Below are 17,180 nucleotides of genomic sequence, written 5' to 3' on the forward strand. Positions count from 1 at the left end.
CCCTTTTTTTGTATTGGAAAATGATTATTCACTAAGCTTTGATATATATTGTTTCGATTAAGATATTCATTGTTTTTGGTTTATAGGGAAGAGAAGAACGAAATTTTTTACTCAATACCCAGCGGAGGAAATACACGAAGACTCCTGTGGGAATGCGTAGTGTGAAGACCCCGGAGAAAAAAAGCGAACTTCTTTTTTTTGAGGAGGCTGAGGACAAGCCCACGGAAAGCGTAGTGTATTTCCGGAGCGTTGGCTAGAGATGCCCTTAAACTTTATTAACTTTTGTTTAATGTTTAAGTAAATACTTTCGTTCATCAGCCGCTATGAGTAAAATAATAACCATAATAGATAAAGCGAATTACATAATAAACAATAGGAGAAGGGGGTGTCTGGATGGATAGAAAAAAGCTAGTAGAGTTTAAGAATGTTTCCTTTCAATATGAAGAAGAAGGAGCGCTTGTGTTAAATCAAGTCTCTTTTGATATCTATGAAGGCGAATGGGTTGCTATTATCGGCCACAATGGCTCTGGAAAATCAACCATAGCCAAGCTGCTTAATGGACTGCTGATGCCAAAGGACGGGGAAATCATTGTCGATGGTAAAAAAGTAGATGATGATACTGTCTGGGATATACGGAAAGATGTAGGAATGGTCTTTCAGAATCCAGATAATCAATTTGTTGGTGCGACTGTTCAGGATGATGTTGCATTTGGTATGGAAAACAGAGGTGTTCCCAGAGAAGAGATGAGAGAGAGAATCCAGCGCACCTTATCCGCTGTACGAATGCAAGATTACTTAATAACAGAGCCGCACCGTCTATCCGGCGGACAAAAGCAGCGTGTAGCCATTGCCAGTGTCCTGGCAATAGCTCCAAAGGTACTAATTTTGGATGAAGCAACTGCTATGCTCGACCCGACAGGCAGAAAAGAAATTATGCACACGGTGAATGATATACAGGAATCAGAGGGGCTTTCCCTGATTACCATAACGCATGATCTGCAGGAAATTGTTCAGGCGGACCGTGTGATTGTGATGAATAAGGGACAGATTTGGAAGGAAACAACACCAAGAGAGCTTTTTTTACAGCGCGAGGAATTACGAGAAATTGGACTGGATGTGCCATTTGTTGCCCAATTAACCGATGAGCTGAGGAAACAGGGAGTTCCATTAAAAGAAGCAGCATTAAACCACGAAGAGTTGTTGGAGGAATTATGGAAATTCAATTCAAAGATGTAAGTTATATTTATCAAGAGAATACACCTTTTGCCCATAAGGCCCTTGAGAACATCTCCTTTAAGGTGGGTTCTGGTTCATTTGTGGCGGTTATCGGTCATACAGGATCCGGTAAATCAACACTCATTCAGCATCTAAATGGACTGAGCCTTCCGAGCAGGGGAGAAATAACGATAGGTGATTTTCGGTTGAGTGCAGATGGGAAACCAAAGAATATCCGTGATTTAAGAAGAAAAGTCGGTGTTGTTTTTCAATATCCGGAGCATCAGTTATTTGAAGAGACAGTTGCCAAAGATATTGCTTTTGGTCCAAAGAATTTTGACGTTAAGCAGGAGGAAATCAATCTTAGGATAGAGAAGCTTTTCCCTGCTGTAGGCCTTTCTGAGGAACTATTAGAGCGTTCCCCCTTTGATTTAAGTGGAGGGCAAAAGCGTCGTGTGGCTATTGCAGGAGTATTGGCAATGGCTCCGGAAGTTCTTGTATTGGACGAGCCGACTGCCGGGCTTGATCCGCGCGGACAGCGTGAAATCATGGATATGTTCTATCAGCTGCATCAGGAGCAAAACCTGACGACGGTATTAGTGACACACAGTATGGAGGATGCGCTGGCCTATGCTGATAAAATCATTATTCTAAATAAAGGACAAAAATATATGGAAGGCTCTCCGCTGGATGTGTTTAAACAAACAGAAAAGCTGCAAAAGGTCCAACTAGGTGTCCCGGAGGTCATTCATTTTCTAAATCAGTATAATGAACGCTTCGGCACTTCTTTGAACTATCAGTATCAATCCATGCCGGAGTTAGCAGAAGAGATAAAGAAGCAGCTGGAGGTGGGTTCTCATGAATAATGCTCTGATTATTGGCCAGTATGTCCCTGGAAACTCACTTATTCACCGGCTGGACCCAAGAACGAAAATTACAATAGTCTTTTTCTTTGTTATTATTGTATTCTTTGCAAATAATGTACCTTCCTATAGCTTGTTAACGGCATTTTCAGTGCTTTGTGTGCTTATTTCACGAGTGCCGCTGCAATTTATATTAAAAGGACTTCTGCCCGTCTGGTTTTTAATTATTTTTACTTTTATCCTGCATTTAATCATCACAAATGAAGGGAACCTTTTAGTCAATTGGGGATTTATCAAGATTTACAGCGGTGGAGTTATCCAAGGGCTTGCGATTTCCTTACGCTTTTTCCTGCTTATCCTGACGACTTCTTTATTAACATTAACAACAACGCCGATTGAAATTACCGATGCGATGGAGGAAATGCTTCATCCACTGAAAAAGATAAAGTTTCCTGTCCATGAGCTGGCATTGATGATGTCTATTTCCCTGCGCTTTATTCCAACGCTGATGCAGGAAACAGATAAAATATCCCGTGCCCAGGCAGCCAGGGGGGTTGATTTTCGTACAGGACCTGTCAAGGATCGGGTAATGGCAGTTATCCCACTATTGGTTCCATTGTTTGTCAGTGCATTTAAGCGCGCTGAGGATCTGGCAATGGCGATGGAAGCCCGCGGCTACCAAGGCGGGGAAGGAAGAAGCAAGCTCCGTGAATTGCATATAGGTACAAAGGATATTCTGGTTTTAACCGGTTTTGTACTAATGCTGGCTGCGTTGTTTTTCTTAAGACAGTAATGGAAGGAAAGGAATTTGGAAATGGAAAGGTTAAAATGCACGATTTCTTATGACGGGTCAGGCTTTGCCGGCTTTCAAGTACAGCCTGGCCAACGGACTGTTCAGGGTATATTGGAAAAAGCTTTAGAAAAAATTCATAAAGCCGAAGCAATCCGGATCCAGGCGTCAGGAAGGACAGATACTGGTGTCCATGCGGTCGGGCAGGTCATCCATTTTGATACACCTTTAACGATTCCTGAACAAAATTGGAAGCGGGCTATCAATGCACTCCTGCCAGATGATGTCTGGATAAGCCATGTTGAGAAGGTCCAGGATTCATTTCATGCCCGTTATAGTGTGAAGCAGAAAGAGTATCATTATATTGTCTTAAACAGGGAAGATCCGGATGTATTCCGCCAGAACTATGCACTGCACTTTCCCAAAAGGGTCAATATAGAAGCCATACAAGCCGCCTGCAGGTATTTAGAGGGTACACACGACTTTACTACCTTTTCTTCAGCAAAATCGACTGTAAAGGGCTCAAAAGTGCGGACATTGTATCATGCCTCCTGCAGGAAAAAAGAAAATGATATTGAATTTATTTTTCGCGGAAGCGGCTTTTTATACAATATGGTCCGGATTATGGTCAGTGCCTTGCTGGATGTAGGTACTGGCAAGCGGAATCCAGAGGATATACCGGCACTTTTAGCCGCAGAAGAAAGAGGAAAGCTTGGCAAGACGATTTCTCCGAGTGGTTTGTATTTATGGGAAGTAAGGTATCATGAATAGGGAGAAAAGAAGCATTTCAGAGATTGAATGAAAAAGAGGAAGAAAAAACGAGAATTTTTTAAATTACTTTCATACTAGGCTTGACTTTTGGTCTTGAAAGATATAAGATGATATATGGCATTTTATTTCTAAACCATGATTAGCCCCGGAATCTAATTATGTTAAGAATAAAAATATGATTACGAATAGTAAAGAATGATTGATATATGGAGGGAAAAAATTATGCGCACAACTTTCATGGCAAATGAAGCGAATATCGAACGCAAATGGCTAGTTGTGGATGCGGAAGGGCAACGTTTAGGACGTTTAGCAAGCGAAGTAGCTGCTATTTTACGCGGTAAACATAAACCTACGTACACACCACATGCAGACACTGGTGATTATGTAATTATCATCAATGCAGACAAAATTGAATTATCAGGTAACAAAATCAACGACAAAATGTACTACAATCATTCCCATCATCCAGGTGGATTGAGAGCTCGTAACGCATACGAAATGCGTACGAAATATCCTGAAGAAATGCTTGAAGTTGCAATCAAAGGAATGCTTCCAAAAGGACCTTTAGGACGTAAAATGAAGAAAAAATTGTATGTATATAGAGGCGCTGAGCACAACCATCAGGCTCAAAAACCAGAAGTTTACGAACTTCGCGGATAATTAAAGGGAGGTAAATGAATTGGCACAAGTACAATACTATGGCACAGGACGCCGTAAAAAGTCAACTGCCCGCGTACGTCTGGTACCCGGTACAGGAAACATTACAATCAATGGTCGCGATGCTAGAGACTATTTTCCATATGAAACACAATTATTAATCTTGAACCAGCCGCTTGCTACTACAGAAACACAAGGAACTTATGATGTTCTTGTAAATGTACACGGCGGTGGATTCACTGGTCAAGCAGGTGCAATCCGTCACGGAATCGCACGTGCATTGTTACAGGCAGATCCAGAATATCGTGGATCACTTAAAACTGAAGGATTCCTTACTCGTGATGCTCGTATGAAAGAACGTAAAAAATACGGACTTAAAAAAGCACGTCGTGCACCTCAGTTCTCGAAGCGTTAATATTATTATATCAACGTTTATGGCACTTCTCATTTATTTGGGAAGTGCTTTTTTATTCTGTAAGTTACACTCCAAGCATAAATCAGTGTGCCATCAAACGCGTATACTAGCTCTTGTAAAAATCAATTCCTGTTTATCATGCATCAAACAGTCCATGTCTGCTTTATCGACTATCAATTAATAAAATTATTTTTGCTTACTCACTTTCATTAATACTTGAGATGTTAGTAGAAAACTCCTCAAAACTCAATTGTCCTAATGCAAACTTCATACTTTGAAGAAATATCCGTTCATTTTTAGACAGTTCGCGTTTTGCTTCCTCTTCAATCCATTCATGCTCTATATCCAAAATGTCTACAACATGCTTTTGTTTTGAAAAAGCTTCATAATATCTCAACCCAAATTTTCTTTGGGAGATAGCATCAATATGAATGCCATCTGGATTTGCTGTTAAGCCTTTTGATGTTACAAAATAGCAATTTTTTTCGTCGTAAGCAACTTTAGATAATATCTGGTTTATTTGTTTATACTCTACAGCACTTTTTCCAAATCCGGTCTTTCCAAGGTAATGTCCCAGCTCACCGATAATAATTGGAATATCTGGTGTATTCAATTCTTCTCTCAAGTGTTTAAATAATGAAAGCAATTTATCTTCGTAAGTCTTATAGCGTTCTCCATAGCTGTCGCTCTCCCCTTGATGCCATAGAATTCCAACTATTTCACTTGTTTCCATAGCGAATTTTGCTTCAGAAACCGCATGTCTTGTTAATAGTCCGTCAATTGACCACTCATCAATAGAGCTTCCTCCCTCGGCACATGGTATCAACCCAATGGACTCTCCAGGATGATCCACCGTCCAAGCCTGAGCAAAAGAAGCAGCTGGTCCAACACCAGATATATGACGGTCAAAATTAAGCGGTTCTGCCATCATCTTCCATCTGCCGTTTCGCAACATATTTATGTGCTCATTATAAATCGGTGATACATCCTTAATAAATCCTCTTCCAGCCATATTTGATTGTCCAATTAGTAAAACAGATTTCATAGAAAAACCTTCTTTCTTTTTTAGCGATAACTTAATTTAAGATCCATGGATTAATTAATCTTTGCCGGGATTTAGTTATAAGTTTAATAAAATGATACAAAAAAGCTATCTCCATGAACATATCAAAATAAATATTATAATTGGGAGATTAAGATTAATCAATAAAATTATATTGGAAATATTCTCCAAAATGGGTATAATTAGATTGTTCACTAATAAATATGGGGTGCAGTGCACAATGAATGTAAAAAAACTGGGGCAGGATATTTCCACAACTTCTTTGTTAATATACATATTTGCAGTAGCAATTATTTTTAGTGCAGGAGCTATTTTGAATACTTCTTATTACCTGTATCCAAATGTATTTAGAATAATCTCAGCTTTTCTTATTATTTTGATTAGCTTCCTCTATAAACCAACAAGAAAATTGTATACAAGGGTATTAGATTTTTCGGTAATGAAAAAAATTTCTACTTATTTCTGGATTGTATTGGCTTATTTATTATTCTATTATCTTAACCATATTTTCTTTAAATATGGATTCTTTATGAATGAGGAGTTAGTTAGTTTCCATAGCTTAGGGATTAGGTATACATTTATTTCTTTTCCGGAATTTTTACTGTACTTATTAAATTCTTGTCTTCTAATTCCTATTTGGGAGGAGCTAGTTAATCGAGTTTGTGCAATGATTTTCTTAACCAGATTTATTCCAGTCTGGTCAGGAGTAATTGTACAAGCAGTGATTTTTGCTTTGCTGCATATAGATAAACCAGTTCTAACTGGTTTCTTCGCACTTATTTCTTTTTTTCTTTGGTACAAAACCAAATCCATCATCCCTTCTATGATACTTCATAGTTTATATAACATACATGGGGGATTAGTAACTTTTTATAATTTTGACTTCGTACCGAGATGGTAATCAGTTAAAGTAAATGAATAGATTCTATTTACTGATTTACAAGCATAATGATAGTAGGGATTTTTAAACCTGTATTTATTCCCATCGCCTTCTTATGGGATTATATTGCAGGTAAACTTGAAAAGAATAGGGTGAAACTAAAGTGAGAAAAGTAATAAAGATAGGGATAACAATGATTATTCAATTACTATTCATCTTAGCAATAACTGTGATATACCATTTCTCTTTTATTGATACGCTCTTTGTTGCATGCTTTTTAATATTATGCCTGACTTGGATGATTTCCTATTTTGGTAATTACCATGGAAATAATCAGCAAGTCACAGATAGGTATCAAGGTGGAATAGATTATAAAGTCAAAGTTTTTAGGTTAAGACTTAATCCGGTTTTAATAGGAATTTATCTATTTTCTATTCTTGGGATATTATTTAGTTTTATATACTATATTCCTTATTTTATTTAAAATCTTGATTTGACGTATCCTGATTAGAATAGGAATTCTAAAATAAATAAAAAAACTAACCAATATTTAAGGAGATAGAAAATGAAGAACCTTTTAATAGAGTCACATTGTATATTTCCAACTAATGATATAATAAAAACCGCAAATTTTTATGAGCAGAAATTAGGATTTAAGACTGTTTCTTATTTGAATGTGGGTGAGCCCCATATTTGTCTGTATCGTGATACCACAGAGATAATCCTGATCAAAACGAATGGACAAAAGGCCATTCCGAATAGAGACTTATATGGTTATGGGTACGATGCTTACTTTATTACAAAAGATCAGGAAGAACTTCAAGGAGAAATGATCAGCTCTGGTGTTAAGATAGTCCGTTCATTAAATGATACAGATTACAATAATAAAGAATTTGTAGTTGAAGATATAGATGGAAGATGGATTGCTTTTGGAATTAAAACTAATGGAAGACATATGAAAGTTTAATTTAAAATATATAATACGGGGAGATAATTTAATTCATAATCAACTTACTAATTCTTATAGCTTTCATATAATTGATTAAAGCACTATATCTGTGAAAATAATATCTAAATTACCCGTATTTGCAAAAGTTTAATTATAGGATATCCTATATGCAGCCAAGGAGTTCCAAGTGCTTTTCAGAAATCATCCTATCACTCCAAGCATTACCCGGAAATTAACTGTTATGACCATTTGTTGATTCGTTTCATAGTGTAATTAAGAAGAAATTAATAATACCGCCTGTTTTCAAGCACAGGCGGTATTTAATATTATATAGATCTATTAACACGGAATGAAAATAAAATGAATATTACAATTCCTTAACTTTTTGTTTGGCAGTAGGTAAAAAGAGGGGGAGAGAAGCTCTTTTCATTTTTATCCTGTAAATAATTATGATAAGGAAGCCTCGTAATTACTTGCTACATATTTATGTACTAAAAAATTAGGAAAAAGGACATAGCGCAAAAAGTCAGTAAGTTATTTTTCAATAGGTCTAGTGATATTCGACCTATTGAAAAGTGAATTATAAATACATACTATGGTGGAATAGCAAAAGAAACGTAATTCTAAAAATTTATCATAGAAGATTAGAAATGGAAAGGGGGAGATGTACTGCTTTTTTGTATCAGTTACCCTTCACCCCTCTATATAAGGAGCTGTTTTTATGTTTGATATAATTTTGTTTATCTGTATTGTTGCTGTTATTGTCTTTTTCGTTGCAACAGTTACACGGCGGCGATTTAAGCTGGCTATCAATAATTCCTTAGAACAAGAGGCAAAACGCGTACCGAAACTTTCTGATGAAGCTTTACAAAAAAGAATACGGCAAGCAAGTAAAGTTCATGAAAACAAATTGCTTAATGGATTCATAGGCTTATTTTTTGCTAAAGGCTATGAGGATTACAAGGACAACCTGATGGGGCTTTATCAACAGGAGTTGGCAAAAAGAAGGCCTTTATAAAGTCATTTAGCAGAATGGAGGAATGAAAATTTTTCAATCTCTCCTATGTATATTATCACTACATAAAAAGAGAGGTGTTGACTTGATACTTATGAAAAGAAGCTATATATTCATCGTTTTCTTCCTTTTTCTTTTATTATCAGCTTGTTCAGATTCAGATGATCGTTCATTTACAATTGATAAAGTATCGATTGATGCACATATTAATGAAAATGGAACAATTGATGTAAAAGAAGTATTTACATATAACTTTGACGGTATATTTGAAGGGACAACCAGAACCATCAAATCAGATTTATCCAGTTTCCGCGCCTATCTTGCAAATGATACAAGTATATACCAGGACACTGCTTTTTTAGATAGTTTGAGAGTAGAAAAAGATGATCAGACGTGGAAAGTTTATTCAGATTCTGAAAATGAAATGAAAACATTTATTTATGAATATGTTATTACTTCGGATTCTATAACGAAATATCAGGATATAGGGGAATTTAAATATGCTTTTTTTGATGCTTCCAATGAAACTGATTTGCATGATGTCACGATTACTGTCCATACACCACATGATAGTTCGCAAGGAATGCATTCATTTCTAAAAGATGATGCAGGCGGGGAGCTCATGGAGACCGCAAGCGGTATAGAGTATACAAATAGTTTGGTAGAGAAAGGTGATACTGTTACTTTTCGAATGATATTTCCTTCAGATCAACTGGTGGCGATGGGAGTAGACAGGGATAAAACCATGGAATCTTTCATACTGGAAGAGGAGAGTAAGCTTTCCGAGCGTGCTTCCTTATTAAATGATAAAACAGAATCGATTCTTCCATTCGTTTATGGTGGAATCATCGCCTGCTTGCTAGCATTAGTAATCTTAATAGTTGTACGTCCTAATCGTTATCGTGGAGCAAAGGATGCCGATTTGATTATGCATACCGTGGAAGAAGCGGATCCACTATTATTGCATTATTTTCATGGAATAAATAGAATCTCAGTTGCTGGATTAAATGCGGCACTCTTTTCTTTACGCAGGCAAGGGATTATTTCTGTAAAAAAAGTACAATCGAGTGTAGAGGTTTTAGGAAAAACCTACTGTTATACATGGGAGGATGAGAACGCGTCTCTGCAAGAATCCGATTTATTTTTAAAAGAATGGTTATTTAAAGAAAAAGATGAATCTGGGCATTATTTTCGTTTAGATTCTCTTACTACAAATCATAATGCAACAAATAAACAAAAAAAAGCAAATTCCAAAAAGGTAAAGAAATCATACAAACGCTGGCGCAAAAAAGCATATAGAGATCTAAAACATACCTTGAAAAAAGATAAACATATTGGCTTGTTATCCATATTTGCCTTGCTGGCACCGGTAATGATAGCTTTACTCTATTACTATCATTTAACCATCCAGCCGATTAGAGAAGGGGAACAAATTATTTTAACCTTTATACTCCTCCTATTTTTGGGTTCAAGCTTATTATTCAGGGCAAAAAAATCGATTCTTTCAATGATGTATTTGTATATTATGTTCAGCGCGCTTATGTTATTTAATCTGGATGAGGGCACAATTGGTTCACTCTTCTTCATTCTTGCAGTTGGAATAACTGGATTATTTATGCCATTTAATTATTGGTCAGAAGAAATAAAATTATTGAAATTTGCGGGTAAACAAGCTGAAATTATGTACAAAAAAAAGGAATATCCTGTTGGGGATAATGAGAATTTAGTGCAAAAAAGAATGGAAAATGCCATTGTTTTAAAAAGAGGATATTGGTATCAAAGTAAAGTGTACGATAATCCTGCTTTTCAGGTTATGCCGGAAATACCTGACGCCTACATTTATACGAGGTCATTTGATAATGTGATTCATTATTATGGAGATTCATCAAACTCATCAGGCGGTTCTTCCGGAAGCTCGTCCGGTGGAGGAGGAGCTGGCGCTTTTTAACTAAAATGAGTCATTACTCGCCGTTAAACTGGGTTTAATAATAATACCGCCTGTTTTCAAGTACAGGCGGTATTATTTGTGCATATTTTAAAAATTCACTAGTTCACTTTGATGGTTTTGATTAACATGAATGTCAAATATTATTCAACCAAATTAACTCTATGCTTTTTTCAATATTACATTTAGGCAGCTTTTAAAGGAAAATTAATCAACTTGAAAACGCAGTAGCCAAGTAAGCCTCCAAAGGTATTCAGCACGAGATCATCCACATCAAAACTTCCGATAGCAAAAATGACTTGTAAGCATTCCAAACATAAACTTAAGCATAAGGATAGAGCGGCCACGACTACAAGTGAATTAACTTTGCTTTTAGATAGTAATAAAATGAAAAAACCAAATGGAATAAATATTACAATATTACCAACTAAATTAGTTATATGGTGGATAGATGTAATTTGAACATAATTGGATATGGTTTTAAATAGAATAAAATTTCCTGATTGCAACCCGCTCAAGATATAATCGGGGTTATCCAGATTCCTCTGAAGTCTGGAAATGAGAAAAGTAATATTAATCGGATCGAACTTAAATAAAATAATTTTGAATATAGCATACACGTACAAGGCAAATAGTGCCGGCACTAAAATGCTGTTCATTAATTTCATTCGTTTCATTTTATATCTCCATCTTCCCTGGGCTTCGGTGTGCTAATCATGAAACACTGTCACAATCACACCATCCGAATTATCGCCTGATATCTCATAGTGAAGATCGGCTGGCACAGAAATAGTGGTATTTTTAGTAACAGTATAATAAGAAATCTCATATTCTTCTCCATTAATATTCGCAGAAATATATTTTTCTTCCTTCAGGTAATCTAAATATTCTTCTAAAACAAAATTTTTTTCCTTCATAATCGCACTATGCGGCAACCCGACATAGCGGATATGCCATGGTTCGTATTGAATTCCTGTTATATCTGATTTATCCTCTGGATAGCGTAAAATGAAACCATATTTCCAGGCATTTTTTTCTATCCATTCTCCTTCAGGAGCTTTAGCCATCGTTGTTTGAGTGGTTCCTACATCCAGTGATAAGCCCAAATTATGTTCGCTGTATCCGGCTGGCAAGGCAGTATCAGAGCCCTTTTCTTGATAGAGCTTCGTTTGCTCATCAAAGTCCCGAAAGCCACTGGTAATCCAGAAATTATCAACTTCTTCTTTTCCTGCGGCAGCAACCATATCTGAAAATTTACGTGCTATATCCTCCGATAAATAAGTGTTGTTTTCTAACAATCCGTATCCCTTTACCAACTCATCGCGCTTAAAAAGATTGACGACATCTGATTTAATACCTTCTTGGTGAACAGGATATTCACTATTGATTAAAAGCAGGTTTCCTTGATAGATTTGTTCTTCTGTAACCTTTATTTTTTGGATATGATCAACAGTCTCCAAATCCTCATCTTTATCATTGTTGTTTTGATCATATTCTTGTACTTCTACATTTGGTATATCTACTTTTGGTCCAAAAAATGAACCATTATTTATGAAAATAAGATACAAACACACTAATAACAAAATAACAATTATCCATTTTTTCATTTTCAGCTTCCTCCTAATTCTATCTTGCTTAAAAGAATAGCTGAAACTTCTAAAAAAAAGAGCAGGGAAAATCTTAAATTTTTCTTAAATTAAGTGTTTGAAATGATTCATCTTCATTATTTTTCCAATGTTTCGCTTTCCTTTGGTAAACGGACCTCAAAAATCGTCTGTATTAAGCTGCTTTTGGCAGTGATCGATCCATTATGCTGCTCCAGAATATTCTTCGCAATGAACAAACCAAGACCTGTGCTATCTTCTTGATTAGTTCTTGCTTTATCTCCGGTATAGAACATATCAAAGAGATGCGGCAATTCATCTGGTGGAATTATATCTCCATAATTCACAACTTGAACCACAACTTCCTTTTCATCAATAAAACTATTAATATCTACATATTGGCCATCATACCCATAACGAATGGCATTAGTCATAAGATTTTCAAACACACGTGCTATCAAATTTCCATCAGCAAAAATGGGTAAATCAGTTGTACTATTTATCCGGACAATCAAATGATTCTTTTCAAACATAGGATATAATTCTTCCTTTAATTGATTAAGGAGGTCAGTTAAATTAATGGACTTTTGTTCAATTGGCAACATACCATAGTTCATTCTCGTTATTTCGAATAATTCATCAATAAGTCCTTCTAAACGCTGAGATTTAGTAAAAGCAATCGTTAAAAAATGGTTGACTTGTTCTTTCGTTAACTGTTCATCCTTAAGAATTAAATCTAAATAACCTAATACGGAGGTTAGCGGTGTACGAAGATCATGAGCTAAATTTACAATTAACTGATCTTTACTTCTTTCCGAAAAATCTCCTCTTTCAATGGCCTGCTGCAATTTTTCACCAGCTAAATTAATATCTTGCGCAATATCCTTGAATTCGTCGTTTGAAAGGATTTGAACACGGTGATTAAAGTTACCATGAGAGAGATAATGAATTCCGTTTGAAATCTTATTAAAATAGGTCGAATAGCGCTTAGTGAGTAAAAAGAAAAATAATATCGAAAGCGGGATAAATATTGGTAAGAAAAAGAAAATGTCTCCAATTTCCCTGATGATTTGGCGGAAATGAGCTAATGAACTCATATAATCAACCATAGTGTAATAAAAATATTGCAGGATTTTATAAATGATATACGTGATGATACTCGACAGAATCATACTTTGACCAAATATTATAATCATTTTTGAACGGAAACTTCTTGGGAATTTAACCATTGAATGTATACCCCACGCCCCAGACCGTTTTAATCCATTTATTTGTCCGTTTATCTTCTTTAAGCTTTTTCCGCATGGTACGGACATGGACCATAACTGTGTTATTACTCTCAAAGTACGATTCGCCCCACACCTGCTGAAAAATATTTTCTACACTGTAAACCTTCTTTGGATGGCTGGCCAGTAAATACAAAATATCAAATTCTTTTGGTGTCAGCTCAATGTTTTCATCATATAGAGTAACCGTGTGGTGATCAAGAGAAATTACTAATCCGCCAAATTCCAGGTTCGTTTTATTATCCTTTTGGGGATGATTCAGCTTTATAAAGCGTCGCAATTGTGCATTTACACGAGCCACCAATTCAATGGGGGCGAATGGTTTCGTAATATAATCATCTGCTCCAATTACAAGTCCTTGTACTTTATCAAAATCAGAAGTTTTGGCACTTAAAAAAATGATAGGTATATTATGTTGTTCGCGAATATGACGAGTTACCTCATATCCATCCATTTCCGGCATCATAACGTCTAAAATTAGCAAATCAATCGATTGCGTCTGGACAGCATGGATTGCTTCTTGTCCATTATATGCTTTAATGACATGATAACCTTCTTTTTCTAAATGTATTGCTACCAGGTCAGCAATCTCTTCTTCATCATCAGCTATTAAAATCGATATATGTTTCATCTATTTCACTCCTGTAAAATTATATTCACTAAATATACTCTATCCATCTAGTCTTACCAAAACTGCGGTACTTAAATGAAAAATTCGCTGCTTTTTCACAGAAGTTAATTTAGCAAGTAAGATCTTAATTAGTGTGGCAGTTAATTAAATAATTTAGAGTTATTAAGAATTGGCTGTATGGATTAACTTTTATGAACGTTCTTAACTGTGATTTTATCAGTCTATTATACTTGTATCAATTGAGTACTCGATACATAATTGAACTAATAAATTGAAAAATTACAGAGATAGGATGATATTGAATGGGAATTAAAAGAGGCAAGGAATTGCTTTACACCCGGACAGAGACAGGTTCTTATGTAAATACCCCAGCAACCTGATGCACTTTTTCCAGAGGATTAGAAATTATAAATACACGATGGAGGGTGAATACATTGCTATTAAAAAATGAATACGCAAGCTTGTTTGAGGATGTACATACTCATGTAAAAGAAAGTGCTGAAAAGCTGGGTTCCAGCGGTGGCGCTCTATTTATTATCCATAACGACAAAATCGTAACAGAGTCTTATTTTGGTAAACAATCGAATACGAAACATGCCAGGGATGTTCAAGCGGATACCCAGTTTCACATTGCATCTGTAAGAAAGACTTATATCGGCTTTGCTGCTGCTTACGCTATATACCACGGCTACTTTTCCATTGACGACCCGATTCAAAAATTTGTTGAAGATCCTTATGTATCTGCCTATGAGGGTGTAACGATTCGTCATCTATTAACCCATACACATGGACTTAACATAGCGGATGGTAAATTAGTAAGTGAATATAAACCCGGTGAATCATGGGCATACAGAGGCCCAAGTATCGAATTGTTGGCAATGGTTATCAAAAAAACAACTGGGCAATCCGTTGCTGACATTGTAAAAGAACAGGCCATTAATCCAGCCGGCTTTCAATCGACAGAATGGATTAAGATGAGCCAGCCTCATTCCAAAATTGCAGATACTATCCGGGATGCTGGTAACGTCTTCTGGACGGAGACGGATATAGTCGATGGTTCGGGAATGAATATGTATGTGTCTGCACAAGAGCTTGCTTTGTGGGGGTATCTTCATTTAAAAGAAGGAAAATGGGGAGGGGAACAACTTATTCCCAGAGAAATCATGCAAATGGCAACATCCATTCAGACCCCGAATCCCAATCTTCCTATTCATAAGAATGGATTTTTATGGTTTGTAAAAGACATGAACCATACCTTTAACCAAATAGGCGATAGTGTTCCAAAAGGTTCTTATCAATTACTTGGTTATACAAATGTAACACTGCTCGTCATTCCAGAGGAAAATGTAGTAGCAGTAAGAATGTTCAACCGTTATGGTTCATCTGAAGGGTACGATTATCTCAACGATGTCCGGTCTTTTGGAGATATTGTTTATAAATGTTCTATAAAGGTAAGTGAAATATAATAATAGTTTATCCAATTATTAGACTAAATCACCGCTTAATATGAAGTCTATTTTTCAAGACTTATAAATTTTTGGATAAAATATATAAGTCTTGAAAATTGGTATAAATAAGAAAGGTGTATTAACTGTATTTCTTCTCGTAATGTATTGCACACGAGTATCAACCCCTCTGCTACCCTTATCAATCTAATACTTTTAGTAGAATCAATTCAACATTTCTATCTAGTAATATGATATTGGAGCTAAGTATGTCGGAATTCACTTTCTGTTATATTTATTATTGGTCACGAATGACTTAAAAAAGAATACAATAATCAGAACCAATATGAGTGAGGATGGATTACATATGGATAGCCATTGGAAAGAAATAATTGGTAGTTCTCTCTCAACAATTGGAACAATACAAGCCGATGTTGGCAGTACACCACAATTTCATTTCAATCAAAACCAAAGCTATCAGTGGAGGTTGATCGGAAATGTACTGCAGGCATTAGGCAGTGCCTTATCAGCTGACGGGCAGGGTGGACCTTCTCTGGAAAGACTTGGAGATAATACTCAGGCTGCCGGTAATTCAACGGTCATTACCGGACTGCTGCTTTATGGCACATCTGATACAGAATCAGAACAAAAAATAATTATTTCCGGAAATTGGATTCAGGCATTAGGAAGCTTTACTGCACTTGCGGATGAATTTTTTGATAGTACAGAGGAGGGCAGGGCAGAGAATATTATTGGCAATTTGTTGCAAGGTATTGGAAATGCTCTGCAGGCCTTAAGCGGTGTTCAAGTGCTATATGGAAACAATATATATCAAGGACAGCTTGGAGTTGCAGGAAGCTGGATACAAACTGCCGGCTCAGTCATAGCTCTGATTGGTGAATTTCTAGAGGAGTCTGAGGAAATGCGTTTAGATATAAATGAATAAGATAATAAGGTGTAGATATGAACGGAAGCATTTTGTTAAACTGTGGCTGTAGCCTTAAAAACATTTTAATAGTAAATAAAAACGACATCCAAGCCGGGAAAGGATGCCGTCTAACTTATATTTTCTTTTTCAATAATATCATTCACAATATCTTCAACTGTTACATTTCCGAGAGATTTCTCTAATGCTGTTTGAGCTGCTTCAAACACTGGTACAATGGCTGCTTGGATATTCCTTCCTACAGTGCAATCAGGATTTGGATTGTCATGCACGGAAAATAACTCTTTTTCCTGTACAACATTTACGGCCTTATACACATCAAACAAGGTTATATCGGATAAATTCTTTGCCAGTTCAGCTCCTGCAATTCCAGGCTGGACTTTTACTAAGCCTGCTCCTTTAAGCATCCCTATAATCTTCCTGATTACAGCAGGATTTGTATTGACGCTTCCCGCTAAAAACTCAGAAGTGCTTGTTCCATTTTTATTTATCTCAATGAGGGCTAATATGTGAATACCTACAGAAAATCGACTGCTAATGGACATGCTTCTCACCTTTCATATTATATAAATCGATGTATCCCAATCATACACTTGTAACCAATGTTATTACAAGCGTCTATCTGTTTTAATAGCTGTGAATAATGGGTATAGTATTAAAATATTGATAAAAATTCTAGTTGTAACTATGATGGTTACATGTAAT

The 17,180-nt window shown here is 36.1% G+C and carries 18 protein-coding genes; 12 read left to right on the forward strand and 6 right to left on the reverse strand.

Annotated features, from left to right (window positions below):
• The first annotated feature begins 393 nt into the window (after positions 1 to 393).
• The 6 genes from IEX29_RS21615 to rpsI all read left to right on the forward strand — a co-directional run bounded on the left by IEX29_RS21615 (position 394) and on the right by rpsI (position 4,711).
• Positions 394 to 1,236 carry an energy-coupling factor ABC transporter ATP-binding protein gene (locus tag IEX29_RS21615; RefSeq protein ID WP_188737126.1) on the forward strand — a complete coding sequence of 281 codons (843 nt, stop codon included), beginning with the start codon at positions 394 to 396 and terminating at the stop codon, positions 1,234 to 1,236.
• The gene (locus tag IEX29_RS21620) at positions 1,212 to 2,081 is read left to right on the forward strand and encodes an energy-coupling factor ABC transporter ATP-binding protein (protein ID WP_188737128.1); all 870 of its coding nucleotides are present in this window, start codon (positions 1,212 to 1,214) and stop codon (positions 2,079 to 2,081) included. Before IEX29_RS21615 ends, IEX29_RS21620 begins: the two co-directional genes overlap by 25 nt.
• Entirely contained in the window at positions 2,074 to 2,871 is a 798-nt protein-coding gene (locus IEX29_RS21625; protein WP_188737130.1) for an energy-coupling factor transporter transmembrane component T family protein, read from the forward strand. The genes IEX29_RS21620 and IEX29_RS21625 overlap by 8 nt, the downstream gene beginning before the upstream one ends.
• Before the next feature lie 21 nt (positions 2,872 to 2,892).
• A complete protein-coding gene (truA, locus tag IEX29_RS21630; protein ID WP_188737132.1) occupies positions 2,893 to 3,639 on the forward strand; it encodes a tRNA pseudouridine(38-40) synthase TruA in 747 nt (248 codons plus the stop codon).
• A gap of 222 nt (positions 3,640 to 3,861) precedes the next feature.
• Positions 3,862 to 4,299: a 50S ribosomal protein L13 gene (rplM, locus tag IEX29_RS21635; RefSeq protein WP_188737134.1), complete on the forward strand. Its 438-nt coding sequence runs from the start codon at positions 3,862 to 3,864 to the stop codon at positions 4,297 to 4,299.
• 19 nt (positions 4,300 to 4,318) lie between these two features.
• Positions 4,319 to 4,711, forward strand: coding sequence for a 30S ribosomal protein S9 (gene rpsI / locus IEX29_RS21640; protein ID WP_188737136.1), 393 nt, complete (start codon positions 4,319 to 4,321; stop codon positions 4,709 to 4,711).
• Positions 4,712 to 4,907: 196 nt separating this feature from the next.
• On the opposite strand, the gene IEX29_RS21645 is transcribed toward rpsI, so the two are convergent.
• A complete protein-coding gene (locus IEX29_RS21645) occupies positions 4,908 to 5,756 on the reverse strand; it encodes a sialate O-acetylesterase (protein ID WP_188737138.1) in 849 nt (282 codons plus the stop codon).
• Positions 5,757 to 5,994: 238 nt separating this feature from the next.
• On the opposite strand from IEX29_RS21645, the gene IEX29_RS21650 reads away from it, so the two are divergent.
• The 4 genes from IEX29_RS21650 (at position 5,995) to IEX29_RS21665 (ending at position 10,566) form a co-directional block, all read left to right on the forward strand.
• Complete coding sequence (locus tag IEX29_RS21650) at positions 5,995 to 6,675, forward strand: CPBP family intramembrane glutamic endopeptidase (protein WP_188737139.1); 681 nt, start codon at positions 5,995 to 5,997, stop codon at positions 6,673 to 6,675.
• Between the two features lie 544 nt (positions 6,676 to 7,219).
• The gene (locus IEX29_RS21655; RefSeq protein WP_188737141.1) at positions 7,220 to 7,621 is read left to right on the forward strand and encodes a VOC family protein; all 402 of its coding nucleotides are present in this window, start codon (positions 7,220 to 7,222) and stop codon (positions 7,619 to 7,621) included.
• Positions 7,622 to 8,324: 703 nt separating this feature from the next.
• Entirely contained in the window at positions 8,325 to 8,621 is a 297-nt protein-coding gene (locus IEX29_RS21660) for a hypothetical protein (RefSeq protein ID WP_188737143.1), read from the forward strand.
• 91 nt (positions 8,622 to 8,712) lie between these two features.
• Positions 8,713 to 10,566 (forward strand): DUF2207 domain-containing protein, encoded by a 1,854-nt coding sequence (locus IEX29_RS21665; RefSeq protein WP_229720334.1) that lies wholly within the window; start codon positions 8,713 to 8,715, stop codon positions 10,564 to 10,566.
• Positions 10,567 to 10,748: 182 nt separating this feature from the next.
• Here IEX29_RS21665 and IEX29_RS21670 read toward each other — a convergent pair whose 3' ends face one another.
• The 4 genes from IEX29_RS21670 to vanR form a co-directional block, all read right to left on the reverse strand.
• Complete coding sequence (locus tag IEX29_RS21670; RefSeq protein ID WP_188737147.1) at positions 10,749 to 11,240, reverse strand: VanZ family protein; 492 nt, start codon at positions 11,238 to 11,240, stop codon at positions 10,749 to 10,751.
• 33 nt (positions 11,241 to 11,273) lie between these two features.
• Entirely contained in the window at positions 11,274 to 12,170 is an 897-nt protein-coding gene (gene vanY / locus IEX29_RS21675; protein ID WP_188737149.1) for a VanY-A/VanY-F/VanY-M family D-Ala-D-Ala carboxypeptidase, read from the reverse strand.
• 116 nt (positions 12,171 to 12,286) lie between these two features.
• Complete coding sequence (locus tag IEX29_RS21680) at positions 12,287 to 13,396, reverse strand: sensor histidine kinase (protein WP_188737150.1); 1,110 nt, start codon at positions 13,394 to 13,396, stop codon at positions 12,287 to 12,289.
• Positions 13,389 to 14,084, reverse strand: coding sequence for a vancomycin resistance response regulator transcription factor, VanR-F/VanR-M family (gene vanR, locus IEX29_RS21685; protein ID WP_188737152.1), 696 nt, complete (start codon positions 14,082 to 14,084; stop codon positions 13,389 to 13,391). The genes IEX29_RS21680 and vanR overlap by 8 nt, the downstream gene beginning before the upstream one ends.
• A gap of 434 nt (positions 14,085 to 14,518) precedes the next feature.
• On the opposite strand from vanR, the gene IEX29_RS21690 reads away from it, so the two are divergent.
• On the forward strand, positions 14,519 to 15,550 hold the full coding sequence (locus IEX29_RS21690) for a serine hydrolase domain-containing protein (RefSeq protein ID WP_188737154.1): 1,032 nt from the start codon (positions 14,519 to 14,521) through the stop codon (positions 15,548 to 15,550).
• Between the two features lie 346 nt (positions 15,551 to 15,896).
• On the forward strand, positions 15,897 to 16,475 hold the full coding sequence (locus IEX29_RS21695) for a DUF6944 family repetitive protein (protein WP_188737156.1): 579 nt from the start codon (positions 15,897 to 15,899) through the stop codon (positions 16,473 to 16,475).
• Between the two features lie 110 nt (positions 16,476 to 16,585).
• Here IEX29_RS21695 and IEX29_RS21700 read toward each other — a convergent pair whose 3' ends face one another.
• Positions 16,586 to 17,020 (reverse strand): Rrf2 family transcriptional regulator, encoded by a 435-nt coding sequence (locus IEX29_RS21700; protein ID WP_188737159.1) that lies wholly within the window; start codon positions 17,018 to 17,020, stop codon positions 16,586 to 16,588.
• Between the last annotated feature and the right edge of the window lie 160 nt (positions 17,021 to 17,180).

It is taken from the genome of Oceanobacillus neutriphilus (genome assembly GCF_014645515.1).
GTDB lineage: Bacteria > Bacillota > Bacilli > Bacillales > Amphibacillaceae > Oceanobacillus > Oceanobacillus neutriphilus.

What these genes read in the sequence shown, in the direction of transcription:
- IEX29_RS21615 (WP_188737126.1), top strand. Translation starts at nt 394, where the DNA reads ATGGATAGAAAAAAGCTAGTAGAGTTTAAGAATGTTTCCTTTCAATAT.
- IEX29_RS21650 (WP_188737139.1), top strand. Translation starts at nt 5,995, where the DNA reads ATGAATGTAAAAAAACTGGGGCAGGATATTTCCACAACTTCTTTGTTA.
- vanR (WP_188737152.1), bottom strand. Translation starts at nt 14,084, where the DNA reads ATGAAACATATATCGATTTTAATAGCTGATGATGAAGAAGAGATTGCT.
- IEX29_RS21695 (WP_188737156.1), top strand. Translation starts at nt 15,897, where the DNA reads ATGGATAGCCATTGGAAAGAAATAATTGGTAGTTCTCTCTCAACAATT.
- rplM (WP_188737134.1), top strand. Translation starts at nt 3,862, where the DNA reads ATGCGCACAACTTTCATGGCAAATGAAGCGAATATCGAACGCAAATGG.
- IEX29_RS21680 (WP_188737150.1), bottom strand. Translation starts at nt 13,396, where the DNA reads ATGGTTAAATTCCCAAGAAGTTTCCGTTCAAAAATGATTATAATATTT.
- IEX29_RS21670 (WP_188737147.1), bottom strand. Translation starts at nt 11,240, where the DNA reads ATGAAACGAATGAAATTAATGAACAGCATTTTAGTGCCGGCACTATTT.
- IEX29_RS21655 (WP_188737141.1), top strand. Translation starts at nt 7,220, where the DNA reads ATGAAGAACCTTTTAATAGAGTCACATTGTATATTTCCAACTAATGAT.
- IEX29_RS21660 (WP_188737143.1), top strand. Translation starts at nt 8,325, where the DNA reads ATGTTTGATATAATTTTGTTTATCTGTATTGTTGCTGTTATTGTCTTT.
- IEX29_RS21625 (WP_188737130.1), top strand. Translation starts at nt 2,074, where the DNA reads ATGAATAATGCTCTGATTATTGGCCAGTATGTCCCTGGAAACTCACTT.
- IEX29_RS21645 (WP_188737138.1), bottom strand. Translation starts at nt 5,756, where the DNA reads ATGAAATCTGTTTTACTAATTGGACAATCAAATATGGCTGGAAGAGGA.
- IEX29_RS21620 (WP_188737128.1), top strand. Translation starts at nt 1,212, where the DNA reads ATGGAAATTCAATTCAAAGATGTAAGTTATATTTATCAAGAGAATACA.
- IEX29_RS21665 (WP_229720334.1), top strand. Translation starts at nt 8,713, where the DNA reads ATGAAAAGAAGCTATATATTCATCGTTTTCTTCCTTTTTCTTTTATTA.
- vanY (WP_188737149.1), bottom strand. Translation starts at nt 12,170, where the DNA reads ATGAAAAAATGGATAATTGTTATTTTGTTATTAGTGTGTTTGTATCTT.
- IEX29_RS21700 (WP_188737159.1), bottom strand. Translation starts at nt 17,020, where the DNA reads ATGTCCATTAGCAGTCGATTTTCTGTAGGTATTCACATATTAGCCCTC.
- truA (WP_188737132.1), top strand. Translation starts at nt 2,893, where the DNA reads ATGGAAAGGTTAAAATGCACGATTTCTTATGACGGGTCAGGCTTTGCC.